The following is a 22,366-nucleotide window of genomic DNA, read 5'->3' on the forward strand; positions in this document are numbered from 1 at the left end:
TTATAGGCTATCTGGGATTTCTATTTCACCTGCTATGATTGATGCCTTGATCTCTTCCAGTCTTTCGATAATATCTGCTGGAAGCAGAGATTCAGTATAACCAAGGGCTCCTTCTTCTATTCCAATTACCTGAATACCCGGCTCAAAGATCCCGTCTAATACCTGCTCTACTGCTAGAAACACCGTATTATCAACAAACTTCATACCATTTGTCAGGATATGGTCAGGTGCAAGATGTCCCTGATCTGAATCTGAACCAATGGCATAGACATTATTTTCCTGAGCTGCCTCTATTGCTCCTAAACCTGAACGGCCTGCTGCTGCCCAGATAATATCAACATCATTTTCGATCATTGAAATTGCCAGTTCTTTACCTCTGCCAGGATCGTCCCAGGCCCCAACATATGAATGGCTAACATGGACATCTTCGCTGATATATTCTGCTCCTGCTCTATAGCCTGCAATATTAGCGTTGATTAGAGGAATTTCCATGCCACCGACAACTCCGATGCGGTACTCTTGATTGATCATCTCATATTCATCGCTCCGCTGAGTCATCATGGCTGCCGCTGCTCCCATTAAGAAACCTCTCTCCTGCTCGGTATAGACATAAGAGCCGACATTGTCTGCTTCCAGGGCTGCATCTACCAGGGCAAACTGCTGATCCGGAAATCTAGCTGATACGTCTGCCAGGGCATCTGCCTGATCGAAACCGATCGAGATAATTAGATCATAAACGCCGGCTGACGCAAATAACTGGAGATAGTTTTCATAGTCGGCGATTGAGGCCGGCTCACCGTAATTATAGTTGATACCAAGATCTTCTTCGGCCATCTGGATACCACGATAGGCGGCATCATTAAAACTCTGATCTCCAAGCCCACCTGTTGCAAAGACAATGGCAATATCACCTTCGGCTGCCACATTGACTGAGATTGTAAAGATTAAAAATGCTGCTAACAGAAATACTGTTAAGCTTTTCCTCATTTTTGTTCCCCCTCTTATATTTTTTGCCCATTTAAGAGCTTAAAACCATTGAATCATAGGTGCTAAAATAATGGAGCTTTAATCTTTTAAAACTTTAAATTTATATCAAAATAATATCAAATATTTCTTGATAAGTCAATATAAATGAGATCAGTTATAAAGCTATTTAAAACTATTCACTAATGAAAAATTAAAATGAAATTTTATGAATTTAAACTAAAGACCCTGGAATATTCCAGGGTCTTTTACTAAATTAAATTTTTGTTAATATAAACTTTTTCATTATCATCTTCCGCTAACGTGACTTGCTAAACAGAGTGGGCTATACTGAGCTACACTGCTAACAGCTGTTCCAAAACATCTGCCTTCTACACCATGAGCTGCAGGCATACCGCCTCTTGCTGCTAAGATGTTAGCTGAAAACCCAAAGACCATAAAGAATACAAGCATAATAACTAATATTTTTTTCATTTCTATTTCCCCTTTCAACTATTATATTAATGATTCATATAACCTGATTAAACTTTCATTTAAGATAATGGGCGGGGGTTAAGCCCGCCCGGTTTTAAAGATACATAACTGATTTGTTAATTTACTCTAAAGGTCCGAAATCTGGATCAGGCATTCCGACAACTGCGTGGGCAATAACATAGACTTTGCTTCCGTCAAAAGGACCATCATTATAATACTGTCCAGGAGCGACTGTATCTACAGTATTACGTCCTCTCCGCTGTTGTGGGAACATGTCGGATCCAGCATATACATGAGTTTCTTCTAAGCTGTAAGGAGAATCGACATTGAATTTTACATCAACATAACCATCTTCGTCATAGACTACAGTTACCGAGCCTACAAGTGTACCTTTGCTTGTATCGCTCTGTGCTGCTCCGGCCCAGAGATCCATCTCATAGGTTCCAGGTTCGATAGGGTTGGTCCAGCCCCAGTTAGAGAAACCATTATCAGTAAATGCTTCTGCTGGATCTCCTTTTGCCCAGGCACTCTCGTAGATGAAGTCCTGAACATTAACCTTAAGAATAGCTTCAGCATACTGACCGGTCTCTAAAATACTTGCAGTGTTTTCAAAAGTGTAAGAGCCAGGTTCATAATCTGCAAAATCAAAATATTCATTATAGTTGAAGGAGTCACCGTTAGGAGCTGTTACTGTACCTAGGCCTACTTTACCAAAGAGATCGCTGAAATCTTCAATATTAACTGTTTCAAAGAACTCTTCAGCAGGTTCTCCCCAGACTATTTCTTCGGTTGCAACGTATGAATCCCGCTCTGTTGTTACAGTTACTAGATTATCTCCTTCAATAAACTCATCAACAGAATAGGTGCCTGTTAATATTTCACCAAAAGCTAGAGTATATGGGAAGATTACTTCAGGATCAAAAACTATATCTATTTCATCACCAGCTAATACATCGACAACACTGGTAATGACTGCATCTAGATCTCCAGTATTCTCAATAGTAATTGTTCCGGATACATTGAAATCGCTATCTTCATAACCTTCATAGGTTACATCAACTGTCCAGGTTGCTTCCTCATTGCCACTGCCATCAGCATAGAGCCAGATCTTTGGAGTACCATTAATAAATTCTTCAAATTCTGTCTCTACTATTTTCTCAATGTCCCAGAAATGCTCGCGTTCAAAATAGGTTACAACATCTTTGCTTACTGTCAATTCTTCTTTAAGCAAGTTAACTAATAATTTAGCAGTAGCAGATTGATCTGTTTCAATTATTGTTGCAGTGTTATCATAAACAAAATGGAGCTCTTCAAAATCATAGTCATTCCAATCAAAGTCTTTATTATAGGTGAATTGACCATCATTAGGAGCTGCCACTGGACCAAAACTCATTGGTTCAAAGAGTTCGCTGATATCTTCGATATTAACTGTTGCATTAATTTCTTCATCAGGATCTTCTCCCCAGTCTATTGGCTCATCTGCAAAATATGAATCTCGCTCTGTTGTCACAGTTATTTTATTATAGCCTGCTATCTTGCTGTCAACATCTTCAGAGTAGGTGCCTGTTAATGTTTCGCCGACAAGTAAAGTGTGTGGGAAAGACACTTCAAAATCAACGACTATATCTATTTCAGTATCACCTAATACATCTTTAACTTCAGTAATAACAGCGTCTACATCTCCAGTATTAATAATGGTCACTGTACCGGATACATTAAAACCGCTATCTTCATAATCTTGATAGGTCACATCTATTGTCCAATAAGCTGTCTCATTGCCACTATCATCATTTTGAATTAACCAAATCTTTGGATAGTCTTCTCCTTCATATTCTTTTGTTAATTCCTTATCAGTTGTAACTTCCTTTGCAATGTCCCAGAAATGCTCGCGTTCAAAGTAAGTCTCAACTGTCTTGGTGACGGTTAATTCTTCAACTTCTTCAGGCTCACAAAAATAAAAAGTTACATGACTAATTGAGTCCTGAGGTGATATTAAACCAAATTCCTCTGTAGTTCCATTAGGATAACCATACAATATTCCTCCACGGCCAGCTTTAACCCAAACATAATAAACTGTATAACCTGAAACCTCAAAATCTAAATAACCTCCATCTACTGTAAGCTCTACATTAAAATCTGTAGCACCATATCCAAATTCAATCTCACCAGTTTGGTCATTAAAGCTCCCAGTTATAGGATCATTAATTTTAACCCCCATTAAATCACAGTCTTCTGGAAAATTATATTCACTAGTTAGCCATAAAGCTGAGGGGTCTGGAGCTCCAAATTGACCAGAAGTAAAATCTCTATTTTGCAATTCAACAGAAAAATCAACTGCAAAAACACTAACAGAAAACATCAACAACCCAACAACAAAAACAATCAAACCAATCCGCCAATATTTCTTATAACCATCTTTACTCATTTTTAATTCCTCCTCATTGGATTTAGACTTCAGAAATTTGTTTGGTCGGTTTCACCATTAGCTCGCTGTCAATATTATTAAAGGTGACCAGATTGATTTGACAGGTCTTAGCTCCCAATGAGAGATTACAATGAACTAATCAGACTTATACATCACCTCCTTAACTTTAAAACTGACTAATTTAGTTTTATTGATATCTATTATTATACAACATAAATATCAGTTTCTGGTCATATCCTGCTTAGATATCAGTCTTATTTCAGTCATATTTAACTCATTTTTTGCTCACAATTATTATTATGAGTTTTATATAAGAGTCATATGTGACTGAGATATGACTAGTACGTGACTAATGGTAATAGTTTTTATTGTATAATTGTATTATTAGTTGTAATAAATAAGTGGGGATGTGATAAAATTGAAATATTTATCTAAAAAACATCTTATAATATTTTGTGTTCTGGTGATTATCCTTAGTTTTCAAATTTCAGCCAGAGCTGAACTCTACCCGACCAGTGTAACTTTATCGATAGTTTCTAATGGGGAGGTTATTGGACAGGATGATTTATTTGAAATTTTAGAGATGGAAGATTATATTTTAATACCAATTGTTGCGCTTTCCAGATGGCTGGAGCTTGACCTGAGTTATAATAGAGAAGAAGAACTTTTAACTGTCTATAATGAATTAGATGACAGAACTGTTGTGATTGACTTAAGGTTTATGATTTATTATGAGTTTCCAGAATGGTCGATTGAACCGCCTGAGCTTTTAGAGGCAGATTTCTTTGTAACTAAAGGTTTGATTGAATACCTTTTTAATCTAAGAGTTGACTGGCAGCCAAGAAGGCAGGAGTTGATCCTGGATTTTGATTATCCTGAAGAAGAGATTCCTGAAATTACTGAACCAAGAATAAGGGTTAGACCAGAGAAACCGGTTATAGAGCCTGATATCACCGGGCCTTATTTTTCTATTGGCTCTATTCAATATAAGATAGGTTTTGATTATAGGTTTGAAGATGATGTTAATGATAGCAGATTGATATTTAATAATCTTATAAATGTTCATGGACGATTAGATGACTGGGCTTTCTCCGGCCAACAGATTTTAGAATATGATTTTGAAGCTGAAGAATTTAATCTTGATTATCCATTATTGAGGGCTCAAAACCCTGAAAATGACCGCCTGATTATTATTGGAGATAACCGATTTAACCTGCCTGAGACATTAGGAAGGCCTAATATTCGTGGCTTACACCTACAATACCCGCTGATACAGCAAAGTGACAGGAGAGCCTATACTTCTATTTATGGCGAGGCCAGTGAGGGCAGTACTGTATCTCTCTATGTTAATGAAAGAAAAATTGATGAAGCTTATATATATAAAGGAGAAAGCGAGTATTACTTTGAGAATGTTCCTTTAACTGTTGAGAGAACTAATATTTTTAGAGTTGTGATTATAGATATTGAAGACAATGAAATTGAGATAGTTAAAAAAGTTGCTGGAAGTTTAAATATTTATGAGGAAGGCAGAAATGAAGGTTTATTTACAATTGGAAACTATAATAGATCTGCTCCTGTTGAATCAATAATTGAGGTTGGAGGTCTTCAGTTTAAATATGCCCTTTCTAATAATACTTCTTTATTCTGGGAAGTAGGTGCTAAAAGGGTTTTTGATGATTCTGTTTATCAGGGGATTGATGCTGGAAGTCTAGTTAGAATAGCTATTAGACCTGAAGATTTACAATTAGTAATGATGGCAGAATGGCTTGCTGGCAGTGATGTCAGTATTATTGATCATGGTGTTAGGGCCAGTACTCTCTACACCAGAGAGAATGGGCATATTAAGGCTTCGCTGTCTTATGTGCCACCAATTGTTAGTGCTAATACTAAGGCAGATGCCGGCCAGAATTTAATGGTTAATCTCCAGCATGATATCTCTGAAAACTGGCTGATGGATTTGAATCTCCATAATATCAGGTCTATTGCTGATATGGAAGATTTTGATATGAGTCTGCTTAATCTGGCTTTTGATTATAGAGACAGGGCCAGAAATTCATTTACAATCTCTACTGAGATCGGCCAGCAGAGCTTAGAGGTGGACTGGGATGATATTGATTTAACCGAGAGTGGAAGAAGTTGGTTTGATATAATCGTTGAGGGTAGGGCTTTTATTGGTTCCTCAAGGGTTGGCGGGGAAGTGATTTATATCTTCTCTGATATAGATTTTTTTGATCAGCAGCTTGAACCAGTTAATAAAAGAGAAGATGAAGCTTCTCTGAACTTTAATATTAGCAGTAATATAACTGATAATCTAGTTTTAAGTGGCGATGTTAAGACTTCTTTTATCTGGTTCGAAGGTGAAAGAATTAATGATATTTATGGGGTTGACTTAAGGGCCAGACTAAGAACCGGGCAATATACTTTTATAACTGCCAGTGCTTCTACTGAAACTGAGATCGGTGATAATGGTAGTAGCGATAAACATGAGTTAGAATTATCTATTAGATATAATGTGCCTAGAACTATTACTTTAAATGCCGGTATTAAGAGGACTTATCTGCCAGAAGAAAGTTATTTAAGTGGAAAGACTGGTTTAGACTATAGGAGCCCGGAAAATGACTGGAGATTTAAGCTTGACCTTGAATATATTGCTCCTTTTGGTGAGAGAGAAGTTGCCCAGCAAAGAGCAAAAATAGAGTATATCAGACATCTCTTCTCCGGGGTTGAGGGTTCTATCAGTTTAAGCAGAAGGTATTCTTCAAGAACCAGCGATAATCCTATCCATGAAATTTCATTTTCACTGAGTCAGGTTTTAGGTTTTGCAAGAGATGATGTAATAGGGCAGAAATATAACCGTGGAAACCATGACTCTTTTATTGGAGGAGTTGTTTATCTTGATTTGCAGGGGAATGGAGTTAGAGATGAAGATGATCCTTTGATTGAGGGAGTTACTCTTTTTAGAGATAGATCACGGAGTGATACTGATGAAGATGGCTACTTTATATTTGAAAATATCAGGCCAGGCTTATATGAAGTTGGCGTTGATTTGAGAGATCTACCAGAGGATTATAGAGTTGTAACAGATAATAAACTGATTCAGCTAAGAGAAAATGAAAATATCTATGTTGAGTATGGCTTAACCAAATACGGTTCAATTAGCGGCCAATTTGTTATTGATGAGGAAACTTCTGATTTTGAAGTTAGTGACGAATTGCCTCTATACTGGATTGAGGTAAAAGTTGAAGAAATTAATCGAACTGTCTTTACCAGAAACGATGGCAGTTTCTATATAGGCAATCTTCCACTTGGTCAATATACTCTCAAAATAATGAGAGATTCGCTACCTGTTGAAACTAATTTAGTTGGCGATTTTATTATTGATGTTGTTGTCTCTCCAGAAGATTTGAGTATTGAAAATATTGAGATACCTTTAGAGGTTAATTGATTCTGAAGATAATAACTATTAAAAAAACTATTGACATTAGGTAATTAATATAGTATATTATATCTATCTTCCGATTTTTCGGAATAGATTGGAAGGAGTCATTGGTTGAACCGATGGCTTTTTTCATTTATAGCATATAAAAAGGCCAGCCCAATAAGGGCTGGTCTCTTTAGATTTAATTAGCTTTAATTCATCTTTTATTCAAACCAGATATTCCAGAAAAAGGGCTGCCAGGCTTCCTGGAAATTCTGGACTGAACTATTTACTATATTCAGTCTGCTAAAGTCTAACATATTGAAGTATGGGACTGTCTCCCACATAAAATCATAAAATTCTTCGACTATCTCATATCTTGCTTCATAGTCTGTTTCTACCATCATTCTGGCAAAGATCTCATCCATCTGTGCAGAATATTCATCATCCCAGTTTAAAATCCACTTATTAGTACCAGTCCAGCCCTGATGAATCTGAGGATCAGGTACTATTTTGGAAAATGTCGATAAATGAATATTCCAGCCATCTTCTCTGGCCCGCCTTTCAACAACTGTTGGTCTATCAAAGAGTTGCAGCTCTACTTCTACTCCGATTTTTTCTAATTGATCTTTGATTGCTATTGCTCCCTGGCGCTCTACTCTATCATCCTGGCCACTTAAGATAACCAGAGGTGTTCCATCATAACCGGCTTTTTCTAATAGTTCTTCTGCTTTTTCTGGGTCATAATTATTGTAAATACCCTCACCGGCTCTGCTGCTATGCCATGGATTACCTTCTTCGTGGAGTGAGGCTTCAAGGCGCCAGAATTCTGGATTACCTATCATTGAATAACCTAACTCTTCTAAATCTAGAGCATACACCATTGCCTGGCGGGCATATTTATTATTAAAAGGATGTTTAGCATTATTCATTATAAACATGGCCATCTGATCTGGATAAATAACTACTGGCTCAATATCAGGGTTAGCTTCAAACATTTCAAATTGATCAGTTGGCACTTCTTCTGCAAAATCAAACTGACCTGTCTGAACACCTGAAACTCTAACTGTCGGTTCAGTTATGAATTCATAAACTACATTTTCTATATAAGGAATTCTCTCTCCTGAATAATATGACGGTTCTAAGGGGCTTGGTTGATAATCTTCAAATCTTTCAAGTCTTAAATTTCTATCTGGAATCCAGTCTACATACTTATATGGTCCTGTCCCAATATGTTCTGTAATAACATCAGAACCAAATTCTTCAATGATATCCTGATGTCTTACAACAAATTTCTGATTGGAAACTGGAGAGGCAAGAATATTTATAAAAGGAGCATATGGTTCTTCAAATATAAAGTTTAGATTATAATCATCAACCCTTTCTATTTCTTTAAAATAAGGAGCAACAGTACTTCCAGCTCCATTGACTTCAAGCCATCTATTAAATGAAGCTATAACATCATCACTTGTCATCTCATCACCATTATGAAATAAAACGCCTTCTCTTAACTCAACGACATATTTGCGGCCTTCATCAGTTATTTCATAATCTTTAGCCAGATGTGGCTGGGCTTCTAGGTTTTCATCAAATTCAAAGAGTCCTTCATAGACATGATTCATCATTGAAGTAATAAGCCAGTCAGTGGAGTTATCACTATCTAGATGAGAGACTGCCATTTTCTGTGCTATATTCATGGTTCCTCCAAACCTGTCTTCATGCTCACTGGCTTCCACTATTTCTGCACTATTAGGGATTAATAATACTGTGAGCATTAATACCAGAAATAAAAACATCCCTCTTTTTAATAATTTTTCCATGTTGGTCACCCTTCCATAATTAATAGTTATTTTGTAAATGAGGATCCAATAAATCTCTTAAACCATCTCCTATCAAATTAAAACTCAAGACAATAATTACAATAAAGATACCTGGAAATGTTATTATCCATGGGGCTACTGACAGGAATGATCTTGCATCTGATATCATACCGCCTAAACTTGGATTAGGTGGCATTATTCCAACTCCTAAAAAACTTAGAGCGGCTTCATCTAAAATAGCTCTGGCGAAATTAAATGAAGCCTGGACCATAATTGGAGAAATTGAATTCTTTAAAATATGCCTGAATATTATTCGAGAGTTACTGGCACCAATGGCTTTAGCTGATTCTATATATTCTAAGTCTTTTATACTAAGAATTGATGATCTTACTATCCTGGCCATTTTAGGAAAGTATGAGAATGACAAAGCAATAATAATATTATATTTACCGCCTCCCCAAATTGCTGCAAGCGAGATTGCAATTATAATACCTGGAAAAGCCATAAGTCCATCTAATATTCGCATTATTACATTATCTAGTTTTGAATAATAGCCAGCGATTATACCTACTATCCCACCAAAGATTATTGTCAGAAAAACAACTGAGATACCTACCTGAATTGAATTTCTTGCTCCATATAATACTCTAGCAAAAATATCTCTTCCAAATTCATCAGTACCCATATAATGAGTTAATGATGGACTTTGTAACCTATTTCTGCTATTGTTCTCAAGTGGACTAAATTCAGTAATTACTGGAGCAAAAATTGTCAGAAAAGACATGATTATTATAATTATAAGTGCTATTTTAAAATTTGTTTTTTTAATGACTTTACTAAGGTTTGTGAAAAACAAAAATATCACCCCTCTTAACTATATTTAATTCTGGGGTTAAAAAAAGCATAACTTATATCTACTAATAAATTTACAGTAATATAAATTAAGGCAACAAAAATAATACAACCCTGTATAACAGGTATATCTCTTCTCATGATAGCATTAATAGCAAGGTAACCAGTTCCTGGTATAAAAAATATTGTCTCAATTATCCAGGTGCCACCTAAAAGTATAGCAAAATTATGACCAATTACCGTTATAATTGGTACCATTGCATTTCTTAATGAATGCTTTATTATTATTGTTCTCTGATAAAGCCCTTTGCTCCTGGCAGTTCTAATATAGTCTTCCTTAAATGTGTCTAATATTGAGCTTCGTGTTATCCTCGCAATAATTCCAGCTTGCATAAAAGCCAGAGCAGTTGACGGTAAAATTAAATATCTAAAGGTGGAAAGGCCCGCTTCTGCTAAAGGCTCATAGCCACTTACTGGAAACCATCTTAACCATACAGAAAAAATTAATATAAGAATAATTGAAAGCCAGAAACTCGGGACAGAAATTCCTAAAAGAGAAACTGTTATTGAAAGTTGATCTAATATCTTTCTATGGTTTACAGCAGCCAGGATACCGAAAAAAAGCCCTAAAACTCCTCCCATGAATTGAGCCATTAAAGCTATTAAAAAAGTTGGTTCCAGCCGACTAATTATTGCTACTCTAACTGAAGAGTTTAAATATAGTGAATCTCCTAAATCTCCTCTTATAATATTTCCTGACCAATCTATAAATCTATATATTAAAGGTTGGTCTAATCCTAATTGCTCTTCAAGTTGTATAACCTGTTCTTCTGTTGCCATATTTCCTAAAATAACTCTAACTGGGTCTCCAGGCATTAAATTAGTTATAAAAAATGTAATTATGGCAACAATAATAATCACAGGGATTAAAGAAATTAGTCTTTTAAGAATATATGATTTCAAAAGTGGCTTCACCTCCTGAAAAATCGTTATTATAATAAATGATATGTTTAAAATTATTAATTCATCTTATTTATTAGTAATCTTTATTATTATTGAATATTATCATAAAAATAATTTCCTGTCAATAATTTCATTAACAAACTAAATTTTAAACCAATTTATTCATTGCATAAATAAATTCTTCTAGTACTCTTATTGGATTATCAGATTCAAAAATTCCACTGGCCGCCCCAGCACCATCAGAGCCTAAACTTATTATATCTTTAACATCTTCTCCTGAACTTATTCCAGCTCCATACATTACTTTTACCTCAAGATCAATATCTTTAATAATTTTAATGGACTTTTTTATATAGTTCTCATCACTTCTTTTTCCAGTTCCTATCAATTCTGATGGCTCAGCAAGAATAATATCTGGATCCAATCTGGATAAAGCAGCAAGTTCTGATAATGATTCTCCAGCAACAAGGGTTAATAATTTTAAATTTTTAGCTATATTAATAGCTTTGGATATCTGTGAAAATTTAAGCTGATATTCCCCGTGATTTAAAACAACTCCTTGTGCCCCTGCTTCTTTTACTGCTTCTGGAAGAATTAAACCATGTCCTCTCCCTTTATTTAATGGATCAATATGCTGGGCAAAGATTAATAAATGATTTGTGTTATTTGAAATCAAGCGAATATCTGTTGTCTGTGGTGAAAGAATTATCTGTATATCGTATCTCGCTGATATTTTATCTGCCTCTTTTGCAAACTTTAAAAGTTCTTTACCGAATACATAGGCTTTAGGATTAACATAAAAGATAGGTGAATTTAATTTATATTCAGATTCCATTTTTTACACCTCAATTACATTTTATAGAATTATTATAACATAAAAATTGCCTGGCATGTTGCCAGGCAAAAATAATTATATTTAACTGTTCCAGGCCTGTACAAGTGAACTTAGACCCTGTAACAAAAAACCACCTGCTACCCAATAATAGACCAGGTCTGGAAAAGCCAGTACCAAAACACCTACTGCTATATATAGTATTCCTGAAAATGTTAAACTAACTCTACTAGTATTACTTGTCTCTTCTGCCAATATATCAACCCTCCTTAATACAAAGCTCTTACCAGCACCTAACGATGTCATTCTCTTTGGATTTACATATGATAAATGCCCTCTTACATCTGCCCAAAAATCCGGGAAGTATACTATATTAAGGAAAATACCAGCCAGCAATAAAACAAGAATATAAGTTGTACTGGACCAATAATCTCCCCAGGATAAAAGCAGGCCAATTTCATCCATAAATAAACCCATTCCAATTCCATACATCAATGCAGTATCCCTTTTACTAAAATAATTAGATCCTACAATAGCAAACCAGCCGGCCAGACATATTAATAATATACCAAAAAACAGATGATGAATATGATAACCAAATAAAACAACATTTGTGCCTACATAAAACCTTAATTCACCATCTTTAACCGCCTGGGATGCAGCACTTCCAGCAGAGCCTGCTATTATTACTGCTAAGCGTATAAAAAGAAATGATAAAAAATATGAACTTGTAATAATAAAAGGAATTGATTTATCTCTTTCTACGTTTTGATCTTCTATTCTTTTAGGATCTTTAATAATTAATCCCTCCAGAAACTAACTTTTTGGATTTTATTAACCTAAAGTTATAATATAATATTTCAAACAAAATATCAAAATATATGACTGAAATAAGACTAAGAATTGACTAAAAAATGACCTGGATTTGACCTGAATATGACTGATTACCTTTAATTGGATGGTATAATTAATATGGTAATATATATGTCTGGAAATTATGAAGAGTCTGCCCCTGGATGGTATATTTGCGCGTAGAGTTGTCAGAATATATTGATTTCTAAAGACTTTATATTTAATTATTCCAAGGGGGGGAACAAAAATGAAAAAGGTAATTATACTGGTATTGGTTTTAGGGATTGTAGCATTTTTAAATGGCAATGTATTAGCTATTGAGAGAGTCTCTATTAATGGTGGAGGAACTGTTATTGTCGATGATAATTTAGCTATGCTTGTTGAAAAAATAGATCTCGTATCTCAATATGCAGACTATGGATGTGTTGCAGAAGGTTCAGCAATGGTAGGTCTTGCTGATTTTGGTTCAGGTGAGCAGCATATAATAATGATTTCATTAATTGGCTTAAGAGAGAATGTTGATTTAGGAGTGCCTGGAGGCCAGACATTTGATATAAAGTATAATGATAAAATATATACATCTGTTAAACCATGTGAAGAAGGTTTTTCTAATATAATGATGGTTTTAGAACCTGGAGAAGTATTTGCTCCGGAAAATCTTGAAGTCTGGTGGCAGGAGGTTGGCAATTTAGTTTTAACCAGTATGTAATATTTTCTTCAAAACATTTGCATTTAGGAGGTAAATCTTATGAAGAAATTTATTCTTTTTCTCTTCATAATTGGAATTGTCTTTGTGTTCAGCGCTATAGATTCTTATGCAATTGTAACAAGAGGCGGAGGCTTACCAACCAGAGTACAGTCTTTATTAGTTGATAAGGTAGAATTAATTCCACAGCTTGCAGATTATGGATGTACTGGAGCTGGAACATTGTTAGTAGGTTCATTTGATTTTGGGTCTGGTTTACAACAGATATTGATGGTTGATCTTTCAGGGATTGGAGAAAATCCTGATTTAAATTTCCCTGGAGGACAAACTTTCCAGGTTAAATCTAATGATATCTTATATGCTTCTGTTAATGCATGTGAAGCAGGATATGCTCATTGTATGATTATCCTGGAAGCAGGAGTCAATTATGAAGATGAAATTCTTGAAGTATGGTGGCAAGAAGGAGAAACATTAATAATGGTTAGTCGATAAAATATTAATTACCATAACCTGTAGAACCTAGGTTCTACAGGTTTCATTTTAATAAATTAATTTATCTAAATTATTTAACTGCATTTCTAACTGCCTGAATTATCCTATCTCCACTAAAAGATTGAAAAATTAATAAAAAAAAAGTAAAGAGACAGGTTTTAACCTGTCTCTTTAAGTAATAGGGGTTTTATTAAAAATTCTAGTCTAACCCTGGTTCATCATCGGTAAATTCATTTATATAATCTATTTCATATCCATTTTCATCAACTATAATATCAAAAAGATGCCAGTGCATTCCATTTTCATCTGTAGGAGCTTCATATTCAGTCCATTCACCGTTTTCACGAACGCGAACCATTGCTTCAGAATCACTTATTTCTGGTACATCTTCTCGATTATCTGAATCATACATTGAAAAGTTTTTAATGAAATATATATAGCGACCTTCATATAATCTTTCAATCCGAATAGTTTCAGGTTCATTATTCTCATAAGTTAAAATATCTTGATCAAGTTCAGCATAGGGATAACTATTTCTAGAACCTTGATCCTGATAATAAATATGATAACCTTCCTGGCTGGAATCATTACTATCTGGAACTATTAAGTGTGCATCAAGGTCCTCGACACCTTCTTGCCAGTTTAATTCAAATAGCAAATCTGCACTTATTGTACTTTCTTCATTTCCATTATCACTATCTGATTCATCATCTTCACTATATTCTTTATATAATCTAAAATTTATGTTAATTGTTTGGCCATCTTCTTCCACTTCTACTGTTCTTGAAACAGGCTCATAACCGTCTCTTGTTACTGTAATTTCAGTATTGTTATCAACATCTTCTAATCTATAATTACCATCACTTTCTGAGTATGTTACTGAGTTACTGTCTGTTCTCACTATCCTGGCATCTTCTACAGGGTTATCGTCACTGAAAGTTTCAACAACTGTACCACTAACCTCACCTCTAACAGGTCTATCACCGGTAAAAGTAACTATATCACTGGATGAAGAACAGCCTGTAATTGCAAAAACAACAAATAAAACCATGATAGAAAACACAATTTTTTTGATATTTCTCATAATATCCTCCTTAAAAAAGCCCATAAAAAACAAAAAACTACTCCGAAGAGTAGTGTAAATTAATCCCTCCGGTAGCCGAACCACCCTGTTTATCAGGGTATCTAGCTTTGCGAACCTGCCTTTCGACAGGAGTGCCTTTATCTCAGGTAAATATTTTATTTGTAAATAATTATAATATGAATAATTATAAAAAACAATAGGCTAAATTAATTATATTATTAATAAATATCCTTAACTATCAAGTTAATATAAGTTCTATTTCTAAATGTTGTCCATTCTGGCTGATAAAGGAGATCAGCATAACCAGATTTAACTCTCTCAAACTTATCAGCCATATAAAATCCTATGCTTTCAATATCATTAGACTCAAATTTTAAATGTCTTTCTTTAATTAAATTAGGATTATCTATTTCAACATCTTTAGATAAAAAAACAGGATGTCTATTTTTATGCCCAAAGGGAGCAAGTCTGTATAGACTATCAAGTAAATCTGAGTTAACCCTATCTAAATCTAATTCAAGATCGTAAGTCTCCCTTTTATACTCAATACCTTCTGCTAGCTGATTAACTTTTTCAAAAAAGTCTCTAAATCTTCCAGCTTTTAATTTTAAACCAGCAGCCAGCTTATGACCTCCAGTTTCTTCTAACATACCTTCTTGCTGACATCTCTTTAAATTCGCATAAATATCAAAAGGCTCAATACTTCTGGCACTTCCTTTTAAGGTCTGACTATCAATAACAATAGCTGGTTTATTATATTTGCTAGAAAGTTTGCCGGCTATCAAACCAACTAGCCCCCTTAAAATTTTACCCTTAACCAAAATCACATTCAATTCTGGTTTGATTTTCTTATCAACTATCTCCATTATTCTATCTGTTAATTCTTTTCGTTTCTCATTATTTGAAATTAATTGATGAGCAAGTTGATTTAAATCTTGGGCTGGTTTTCTTTCTTCATATAAAAGTAAGTCAAGAACAGGCTCAGGCGATCCCAGTCTTCCTGTTGCATTAATGGCTGGACCTATCTGATAACCCAGATCCGAAGCAGTAATTGCTTCAGGTGATTGGCACAAAAAAGAAGTTAATTTATCCAGGCCAGGATTTATATCGCCTGAACAAAATTTTTCTAGACCGGCAGCAACAATATATCTGTTTTCACCTACAAGTGGAACAACATCTGCGACAGTAGAAAGAGTTACAAGATCAAGAACCTCATCAAATGATTCCTTTAATAAAGCCTGACCTACTCTCCAGGTAATTCCTCCTCCAGAGAATTCTTTAAATTGATAATTCCCACTTTTTACTTTTAGATCTATAAAATTATCACCTAAAATTTTCAAACTCTCTAAATCGTCATTTTTATGATGGTCAATAACTATAACTTCAATATTATCATCTTTTAACTCATTTATTTCTATCTGATTAGAGATACCACAATCCAGGGTTATAACCAGTGATGGCTTTAATTCTTTTTTGATTAACTCAACTGATTTTTTTGAAAGCCCATATTCATCCCGATATCTATCACCACTTAATATTTTGATATTAGCTCTAGAATCAAATTTTTTAACTGCCTTATAAAGAATAGCAGCCGATGTCAGACCATCACAATCAAAATCGCAAAAAATAACTATTGAGCCATGTTCAATATGTTCTTTTAATAAGTCAATCACATTTTCTATATTTGGAATATCATTATAAGACTGAAGTTTATCTATAGAAGGACTAAAAAAATCATTTAACTTCTTTCTGGTATTAAAGCCTCGCTTTATTAATATTTTACTAATACTTTCATCTAAATTATATGATTTTGCTATCTCTTGATAATTCATCTTTTCCTCCAATTAATAAGTTTTATTTCTATTAATATAATATAACATCAAATATATTGGATAGCAAAAATCTTAAAGACTTGACAAATAAATAATACTTATAGTATAATTTGAGCAAGTAAATTGTTAAAAAATTTAAATATTTAGGTTGAGATATTAGAGAGGCCTTTTTGAGCAGTAAATTCTCCGCTGGATTTCTGTGTCAAAAAGGTTTTTTATTTCAAAAATTTAGAGGAGGTATAAAAGTATGGCAAAATTATTTGGTGATTTCGATAAGCTAGAATCTGATTTTGCTGATTTTGGTGAAATGGTTGGGGTTTGTATGACAAAATCTCTTGAAGCCCTTTTTCTTTATTTAGAAGAAGGAGAAAGTGAAAGGGTTAAAGAGCTTACCAGTATTGTCCATAGATATGAAAGCAAAGCAGATGAGAAAAGACGGGATATTATTACTAGCATTTTAAACGGTAGCTTAATGCCCCATACCAGAAGTGATATGTTAAACTTAATTGAATCTATTGATGATATAGCTGACTTTTCAGAAGATATTATAGATGAGATAATCTTTCTTGGCTTAAAATTTGAGTATCTTGAAATTGAAAAAACTAAAGAGATGAAAGAATTGCTTTTAGAACAATATAGTAAATTAACTAAAGGTTTAAACCTTCTCTTTAAAGATATGGACCAGGCTTTAGTCTATGCCCATCAACTTGAAGAAATTGAATCTAAACTTGATGATATAGAAGAAGAATTAATTAGAAGTGTTGGGCAGAATGAAGATCTAGATACGGCCAGTAAACTTTCCCATCGAAATCTGATAAAAAATATATCTGACCTGGCAGATGTTATTGAAAAGGTTGGAGATGTAATAGAGATAGTAATCTCAGTAAGACGAGGATAGAGTAGCTAAGAAAGGGGAATTTCTATGTGGTACCTTTTATCTGGAGTATATTTAGGCGGAACTCTTGGAGCAAATGATGCAGCCAACATCTTTGGAACTGCTGTTGTTACTAAAGCTCTTAAATTTAAAACAGCTGCTTTATTAAGTGTAATTTTTGTTATTATCGGTTCTGGTCTTGAGGGTGCTGGAGGCATGGAAACCCTTGGTGGCCTGGCAGAACAGACACTTTTAACAGCCTTTTTAAGTTCACTGGCTGCTGCCCTTACTGTTACTTTAATGACCGTACTGGAATTGCCAGTGTCAACATCACAGGCTGTTGTTGGAGCCATAATTGGTGGCAACATCTTAACAGGAACTGTTGACTTTTCGCCACTTATACCAATTTTATTTGCATGGATATTAACTCCGATTGGAGGCCTTGTGATTTCTTTTATTCTATATAAGTTATATTCAATATTTGTACAACATAGAATTAATAATCTTAAATATTTTGAGACATTTGTTAGGGTTGGACTTGTACTGGCAGGAATGTATGGAGCCTATTCATTAGGGGCCAATAATGTCGCCAATGTTGTAGGTGTATTTGTTGAAGCTGGCATGTTTGAACCAGAACTTGCTGGTATTATAGGTGGTATGGCTATTGGACTTGGTATATTTTTTAGTAGAGGAGTCATGGAAACCATTGGCAGAAGAATTACTGCTTTAACGCCATTAACTGCTTTAATAACAGTCATAGCTCATTCTATAACACTTTATATCTTTGCTAGAATAGGTATACCGGTCTCATCATCCCAGGCTATTGTTGGAGCAGTATTAGGGATTGGTCTGGTCAAAGGCACTAATATGATGGATTTTGAAATGGCTAAAAAAATTCTCTTTGGCTGGATTGGAACTCCATCAGTTGCCTTTTTAATTGGGATAATTTTAAATATTATCTTTTTATAATTTATTAAACTACTTGCCATAAATTATAGTTAGTGTTATAATAATAACATCAGTAATTTTCATTTGCCCCATCTGTACCCTCAGATGGGGTTTTGCTATTTATTTTTTAATTTTTCAATAAGATTTTTCACCCTTTTTTTTGCTTCCTCAGTTTCACTTATCTCCTTTTTAAATTCTAATGAAAGAATATCACTTTCATTTGACTTTTCTGGAAGATATTCAACTGGTATTTCAAAACTATATTTCTCTTCTGGTCTAATTAATAAAATAGCAATTCCATTTTCAATCCTATCGACTGTTACTTTCATAATATACAACTCCTGGATTATATAGTTATTTGATCTTTCCATCTATTAAACTTGTTTGAATCAATTCCATCGACTTCTTTTATTTCTTCAATTGTCTGGAACTCATCATTGTCCTCTCTATATTCAATAATATTATCAGCAGTTACAGGTCCAACCCCCCAGAGTGATTCAAGTTGAGACTTAGAAGCCTGATTAATATTAATTTGGCTATAATTAGTTTCTGAATCTTCAGGTTCGCTTATTTCAGATTCCTCTGCTTGATCTAAATCATCTTGATTTAATCTATTTGTTTCAATAGAATAATACTCCCCATCTGTATTAACAATTATATCACCATCTAAATCATTTCTATAAATCTCAATATCATTTTTCTCGAGTAAATTTATAACTTCTGGCGCTGGATGATTAAATCTATTATCCTCGCCTACCTGGATAACAGCTATTTCAGGATTTACAGCTTCAAGAAAATAATTATTAGTAGAAGTTCTGCTGCCATGGTGAGCCACCTTAAGGATAGTTGACGAAATATCAATACCAGTACCTAAGATTTCTCTTTCAGCAAATTCCTCAATATCACCGGTAAATATAAATGATATCTGATCATATTGAAGATAAGTTACAATAGAAGAATCATTCAAGCTATATTTTTCTGTATCTTCGCCAGGGTGAATAATATCAAATGTCAGATTATCCAGTTCTATTTTATCTCCTCTTCTAGGCGTTTTAAAAGTAAGATCTTTTTCATCTATTAAAAGTAAATAATCTTCATAGGTCTGAGATGTATGGACTCTACCACTATCATAAATAGCATCAACTGGAAATTTTTCAATTACTGCAGATAAACCTCCAATATGATCAGCATGAGGATGAGTAGCAATAATCGCATCAAATCTATCAACGCCGGCCTCATTTAGATATGAAATTAATTTCTCTTCAACACTGGCAAATCTATCACCACCATCAATTAAAACTGTATCACCTTCTTGATGCTGCAAGAGAATAGCATCTCCCTGGCCTAAATCGATAAAATGAACTGTTAATTCTGCTGCAACATTAAAACTGAATATCAGCAGAAATGCGAGTGCGAATATTAAAATTAAAAATTTATTTTTTCTAAAGATATTAATCCCGCCCTTCTAATAACCTAATTAAACATTTCTTAAAATTTTTATCTTCCTCTGGAGTTCTCTTGCTATGAGTTGGGTGACGTTTATTTGCTCTCCTCATTTTAGCATATAAATGGCGTTTAGCCAGAAGATTATCTATATTTTCTTCAGTATATCTATTGCCTGAGTTATTGAGAACAGTAGCTCCTTTTCCTAAAACCAGAGCAGCCAGTCCATAATCCTGAGTGATAACTATATCACCTGCTTCGACTCTATTTATTATCTCCATATCAACTGACTGAGATTCTATATCTAACTTTTTAATCTTAGCATAATCAGATTCTATCTGATGGGCATAATTAGTAAAAATAATTAATTTATAGCTAAATTCTTTTGCAATCTTTTCAGTTATCTGAATTACTGGAGATCCATCTCCATCGACTAATATCTTAATTCCTATCACCTGACTTTCTATTGCCAAATTTTAATTTTTTTAGGACTATAATATAATAAAATTTTTATTTTATAATTTTCCTAACTTATTATAAACTACTTACGTTCAAAAGAATAACCCAAGAATTAATAAATGAACAGGATAAAATAAATAAAAGAAATATTTTAATTTTAACCCCTGTTTACCACTATAAAATTTTATCAGAATAAATGAAATAAGAGCAAAAAGCTGAATATAATAAAATGTTGAATCTCCAGGATTCATTAATCCAATAAATAAATAAAAAAATCCATATAAACCTGTTACTGATATTAACATATACTTATAATCATACCTGAAATGATGAATAAAGTAGATTAAAAAAACACCAAAAAACCTATAATCAGCACCAATAATATCTGCCAGAGATGCTAGCAATACAACTGGTATGATACTTCCAAATCTATCACTAAGAGCAATTGCAATTAATCCTAAAGCTAGAGTGACAAATATATTTAATCCAGAATCAAAACCAAAGGCCAGCCAGAATGGATATTGGGATATTATTGCAAGTATAGCTAGCCGGGCCAGATATTTATTAAAATTTGAAGTATGGCAATAACCTTCAGTTATTAAAAAAGCAAATAACGGAAATGCCAGTCTTCCAATGATTCTCAGAATAATAAGATCAGGGAAAATAACATAACCAATATGATCAATTAACATTGTTGTAATAGCTATTATCTTTAACTGAAATGAGCTCATACTATCATCTCTTTTTTAGATACTTTTTAAAATAATTTCTCTAACCTTACTTAGTGCTTCTGGTAATTTATCTGGATTACTGCCTCCTCCCTGAACAAAATCGGGCTGTCCTCCACCATTACCATCCAATATAGGCATTACTTTTTGAATTACTGGGTTCAAATTAAACTCAGCTATATCTTCTGATCTTGCCAGTATCATTCTTGCAGTCTTGCCATCCTGCTGCCCGAAAACTACTATTCGCTGATTAACTGAAACAAGCAAACTGGCCAACTCCTGGACTTCTGTAAACCCGAGATTATCAAAACTATTAATAATAAGTTTATACTTTCCTATCTCCTCTGCATCCTTAATTAATTCAGCTTCTTTATATTTTAAAAGTTGGCTTTTAAGATTATCTATTGTATTTGATTTATTATTTAGTTCTTCTAATAACCTATTAGTTTCAGCTATAATTTTCTTATTATTAACAGATAGTTTATCTCTTAAAAAAGCTGTTAAATTATTTTTGAAACGATAATCTTCAACTGCTCTTTGTCCACACAAAAAATGAAATCTGGTACCTACTTTATAATTTTCTGACCCAATTACTGAAATGATTCCGATCTGACCAGTACTTTTAAGATGTGTACCTCCACAGGGATTTCTATCGAGGCCAGCTATCTTTACAATCCTGATATCATCTTCGTTGTCACCAGGATATTCAATTGAAATATCCTTATTTTTGTATATAAAATGATTACATCTAGTTTCAATCTTTTCTATCTCTTTCTGAGCAAGTTTAATATCTGTATCAATAGTAAGGCTTGATTCTCCTAAATGAAAACCTATTGTTTCTGCCTGATATAAGTCCTTTGCAACTGCAGAAAGAAGATGCTGACCTGAATGCTGCTGCATTAAATCAAAACGTCTTTCCCAGTTAATCTTACAATCCAAATCGATTTTTTTAGAGGGTAGTTTATCCCCAACATGAAATATCTTGCCACTATCCTCATAAACATAACTGATCTTACTCTCTCCTATACTTCCATTGTCTGCTGGCTGTCCGCCACCTTCTGGATAAAAAGCAGTCTTATTTAATCTAATATGATATTTCCCTTTCTCTTCAAAATAATCTATGATATTTGCTTTAAAATCCTGTTTAAAGGAATCATTATAATATAATCTTTCTGTCATT

The 22,366-nt window shown here is 33.9% G+C and carries 20 protein-coding genes and 1 riboswitch; of the genes, 5 read left to right on the plus strand and 15 right to left on the minus strand.

Translation table 11 applies throughout. The annotated features are described in order from the left end of the window. From I0Q91_RS04405 to I0Q91_RS04415, 3 genes are all read right to left on the minus strand, one after another. Entirely contained in the window at positions 1-987 is a 987-nt protein-coding gene (locus I0Q91_RS04405; RefSeq protein WP_270453115.1) for a BMP family lipoprotein, read from the minus strand. A 285-nt stretch (positions 988-1,272) separates the two neighbouring features. Continuing rightward, on the minus strand, positions 1,273-1,458 hold the full coding sequence (locus tag I0Q91_RS04410; protein ID WP_270453116.1) for a hypothetical protein: 186 nt from the start codon (positions 1,456-1,458) through the stop codon (positions 1,273-1,275). Positions 1,459-1,579: 121 nt separating this feature from the next. Further along, positions 1,580-3,883 carry a hypothetical protein gene (locus I0Q91_RS04415; RefSeq protein WP_270453117.1) on the minus strand — a complete coding sequence of 768 codons (2,304 nt, stop codon included), beginning with the start codon at positions 3,881-3,883 and terminating at the stop codon, positions 1,580-1,582. A 418-nt stretch (positions 3,884-4,301) separates the two neighbouring features. Between I0Q91_RS04415 and I0Q91_RS04420 the strand changes: the two genes are divergently transcribed. Continuing rightward, positions 4,302-7,328: an MSCRAMM family protein gene (locus I0Q91_RS04420; protein WP_270453118.1), complete on the plus strand. Its 3,027-nt coding sequence runs from the start codon at positions 4,302-4,304 to the stop codon at positions 7,326-7,328. A gap of 197 nt (positions 7,329-7,525) precedes the next feature. Here I0Q91_RS04420 and I0Q91_RS04425 read toward each other — a convergent pair whose 3' ends face one another. The 5 genes from I0Q91_RS04425 to I0Q91_RS04445 form a co-directional block, all read right to left on the minus strand. Beyond that, complete coding sequence (locus tag I0Q91_RS04425) at positions 7,526-9,121, minus strand: ABC transporter substrate-binding protein (RefSeq protein WP_270453120.1); 1,596 nt, start codon at positions 9,119-9,121, stop codon at positions 7,526-7,528. 19 nt (positions 9,122-9,140) lie between these two features. Further along, positions 9,141-9,977: an ABC transporter permease gene (locus I0Q91_RS04430; protein WP_270453121.1), complete on the minus strand. Its 837-nt coding sequence runs from the start codon at positions 9,975-9,977 to the stop codon at positions 9,141-9,143. Between the two features lie 14 nt (positions 9,978-9,991). Further along, the gene (locus I0Q91_RS04435) at positions 9,992-10,936 is read right to left on the minus strand and encodes an ABC transporter permease (protein WP_270453122.1); all 945 of its coding nucleotides are present in this window, start codon (positions 10,934-10,936) and stop codon (positions 9,992-9,994) included. 148 nt (positions 10,937-11,084) lie between these two features. Next, the gene (locus I0Q91_RS04440; protein ID WP_270453123.1) at positions 11,085-11,771 is read right to left on the minus strand and encodes a triose-phosphate isomerase; all 687 of its coding nucleotides are present in this window, start codon (positions 11,769-11,771) and stop codon (positions 11,085-11,087) included. Between the two features lie 81 nt (positions 11,772-11,852). Then, entirely contained in the window at positions 11,853-12,260 is a 408-nt protein-coding gene (locus I0Q91_RS04445; protein WP_270453124.1) for a hypothetical protein, read from the minus strand. Positions 12,261-12,867: 607 nt separating this feature from the next. On the opposite strand from I0Q91_RS04445, the gene I0Q91_RS04450 reads away from it, so the two are divergent. Next, complete coding sequence (locus I0Q91_RS04450) at positions 12,868-13,329, plus strand: hypothetical protein (RefSeq protein ID WP_270453126.1); 462 nt, start codon at positions 12,868-12,870, stop codon at positions 13,327-13,329. A 39-nt stretch (positions 13,330-13,368) separates the two neighbouring features. Further along, positions 13,369-13,818, plus strand: a complete 450-nt coding sequence (locus tag I0Q91_RS04455) for a hypothetical protein (RefSeq protein ID WP_270453128.1) — start codon at positions 13,369-13,371, stop codon at positions 13,816-13,818. Between the two features lie 199 nt (positions 13,819-14,017). On the opposite strand, the gene I0Q91_RS04460 is transcribed toward I0Q91_RS04455, so the two are convergent. Beyond that, entirely contained in the window at positions 14,018-14,902 is an 885-nt protein-coding gene (locus I0Q91_RS04460) for a carboxypeptidase-like regulatory domain-containing protein (protein ID WP_270453129.1), read from the minus strand. A gap of 67 nt (positions 14,903-14,969) precedes the next feature. Beyond that, positions 14,970-15,048: riboswitch (cyclic di-GMP riboswitch) on the minus strand. Positions 15,049-15,120: 72 nt separating this feature from the next. After that, positions 15,121-16,734, minus strand: a complete 1,614-nt coding sequence (locus I0Q91_RS04465; protein WP_270453131.1) for a single-stranded-DNA-specific exonuclease RecJ — start codon at positions 16,732-16,734, stop codon at positions 15,121-15,123. Between the two features lie 247 nt (positions 16,735-16,981). Between I0Q91_RS04465 and I0Q91_RS04470 the strand changes: the two genes are divergently transcribed. Together I0Q91_RS04470 and I0Q91_RS04475 are read left to right on the plus strand one after the other, a co-directional pair. After that, the gene (locus I0Q91_RS04470; RefSeq protein WP_270453133.1) at positions 16,982-17,632 is read left to right on the plus strand and encodes a DUF47 domain-containing protein; all 651 of its coding nucleotides are present in this window, start codon (positions 16,982-16,984) and stop codon (positions 17,630-17,632) included. Positions 17,633-17,656: 24 nt separating this feature from the next. Continuing rightward, entirely contained in the window at positions 17,657-18,577 is a 921-nt protein-coding gene (locus tag I0Q91_RS04475; RefSeq protein WP_270453135.1) for an inorganic phosphate transporter, read from the plus strand. A gap of 95 nt (positions 18,578-18,672) precedes the next feature. On the opposite strand, the gene I0Q91_RS04480 is transcribed toward I0Q91_RS04475, so the two are convergent. The 5 genes from I0Q91_RS04480 to I0Q91_RS04500 all read right to left on the minus strand — a co-directional run bounded on the left by I0Q91_RS04480 (position 18,673) and on the right by I0Q91_RS04500 (position 22,365). Next, positions 18,673-18,885 carry a DUF3006 domain-containing protein gene (locus I0Q91_RS04480; RefSeq protein ID WP_270453137.1) on the minus strand — a complete coding sequence of 71 codons (213 nt, stop codon included), beginning with the start codon at positions 18,883-18,885 and terminating at the stop codon, positions 18,673-18,675. 17 nt (positions 18,886-18,902) lie between these two features. Continuing rightward, the gene (locus tag I0Q91_RS04485; protein WP_345790953.1) at positions 18,903-20,012 is read right to left on the minus strand and encodes an MBL fold metallo-hydrolase; all 1,110 of its coding nucleotides are present in this window, start codon (positions 20,010-20,012) and stop codon (positions 18,903-18,905) included. Continuing rightward, positions 20,008-20,454 carry a YaiI/YqxD family protein gene (locus I0Q91_RS04490; RefSeq protein ID WP_270453138.1) on the minus strand — a complete coding sequence of 149 codons (447 nt, stop codon included), beginning with the start codon at positions 20,452-20,454 and terminating at the stop codon, positions 20,008-20,010. The genes I0Q91_RS04485 and I0Q91_RS04490 overlap by 5 nt, the downstream gene beginning before the upstream one ends. A gap of 96 nt (positions 20,455-20,550) precedes the next feature. Further along, the gene (locus I0Q91_RS04495) at positions 20,551-21,189 is read right to left on the minus strand and encodes a TraX family protein (RefSeq protein WP_270453139.1); all 639 of its coding nucleotides are present in this window, start codon (positions 21,187-21,189) and stop codon (positions 20,551-20,553) included. Between the two features lie 15 nt (positions 21,190-21,204). After that, positions 21,205-22,365, minus strand: coding sequence for an alanyl-tRNA editing protein (locus I0Q91_RS04500; RefSeq protein WP_270453141.1), 1,161 nt, complete (start codon positions 22,363-22,365; stop codon positions 21,205-21,207). Between the last annotated feature and the right edge of the window lies 1 nt (position 22,366).

It is taken from the genome of Halonatronomonas betaini, assembly GCF_015666175.1.
GTDB classification, from domain to species: domain Bacteria; phylum Bacillota; class Halanaerobiia; order Halanaerobiales; family Halarsenatibacteraceae; genus Halonatronomonas; species Halonatronomonas betaini.

Excerpts from the sequence above, each read along its gene's own strand:
- I0Q91_RS04445 (WP_270453124.1), bottom strand. The coding sequence starts at position 12,260 with ATGTATGGAATTGGAATGGGTTTATTTATGGATGAAATTGGCCTGCTT.
- I0Q91_RS04415 (WP_270453117.1), bottom strand. The coding sequence starts at position 3,883 with ATGAGTAAAGATGGTTATAAGAAATATTGGCGGATTGGTTTGATTGTT.
- I0Q91_RS04405 (WP_270453115.1), bottom strand. The coding sequence starts at position 987 with ATGAGGAAAAGCTTAACAGTATTTCTGTTAGCAGCATTTTTAATCTTT.
- I0Q91_RS04450 (WP_270453126.1), top strand. The coding sequence starts at position 12,868 with ATGAAAAAGGTAATTATACTGGTATTGGTTTTAGGGATTGTAGCATTT.
- I0Q91_RS04495 (WP_270453139.1), bottom strand. The coding sequence starts at position 21,189 with ATGAGCTCATTTCAGTTAAAGATAATAGCTATTACAACAATGTTAATT.
- I0Q91_RS04500 (WP_270453141.1), bottom strand. The coding sequence starts at position 22,365 with ATGACAGAAAGATTATATTATAATGATTCCTTTAAACAGGATTTTAAA.
- I0Q91_RS04440 (WP_270453123.1), bottom strand. The coding sequence starts at position 11,771 with ATGGAATCTGAATATAAATTAAATTCACCTATCTTTTATGTTAATCCT.
- I0Q91_RS04410 (WP_270453116.1), bottom strand. The coding sequence starts at position 1,458 with ATGAAAAAAATATTAGTTATTATGCTTGTATTCTTTATGGTCTTTGGG.
- I0Q91_RS04470 (WP_270453133.1), top strand. The coding sequence starts at position 16,982 with ATGGCAAAATTATTTGGTGATTTCGATAAGCTAGAATCTGATTTTGCT.
- I0Q91_RS04460 (WP_270453129.1), bottom strand. The coding sequence starts at position 14,902 with ATGAGAAATATCAAAAAAATTGTGTTTTCTATCATGGTTTTATTTGTT.
- I0Q91_RS04480 (WP_270453137.1), bottom strand. The coding sequence starts at position 18,885 with ATGAAAGTAACAGTCGATAGGATTGAAAATGGAATTGCTATTTTATTA.
- I0Q91_RS04475 (WP_270453135.1), top strand. The coding sequence starts at position 17,657 with ATGTGGTACCTTTTATCTGGAGTATATTTAGGCGGAACTCTTGGAGCA.
- I0Q91_RS04465 (WP_270453131.1), bottom strand. The coding sequence starts at position 16,734 with ATGAATTATCAAGAGATAGCAAAATCATATAATTTAGATGAAAGTATT.
- I0Q91_RS04455 (WP_270453128.1), top strand. The coding sequence starts at position 13,369 with ATGAAGAAATTTATTCTTTTTCTCTTCATAATTGGAATTGTCTTTGTG.
- I0Q91_RS04425 (WP_270453120.1), bottom strand. The coding sequence starts at position 9,121 with ATGGAAAAATTATTAAAAAGAGGGATGTTTTTATTTCTGGTATTAATG.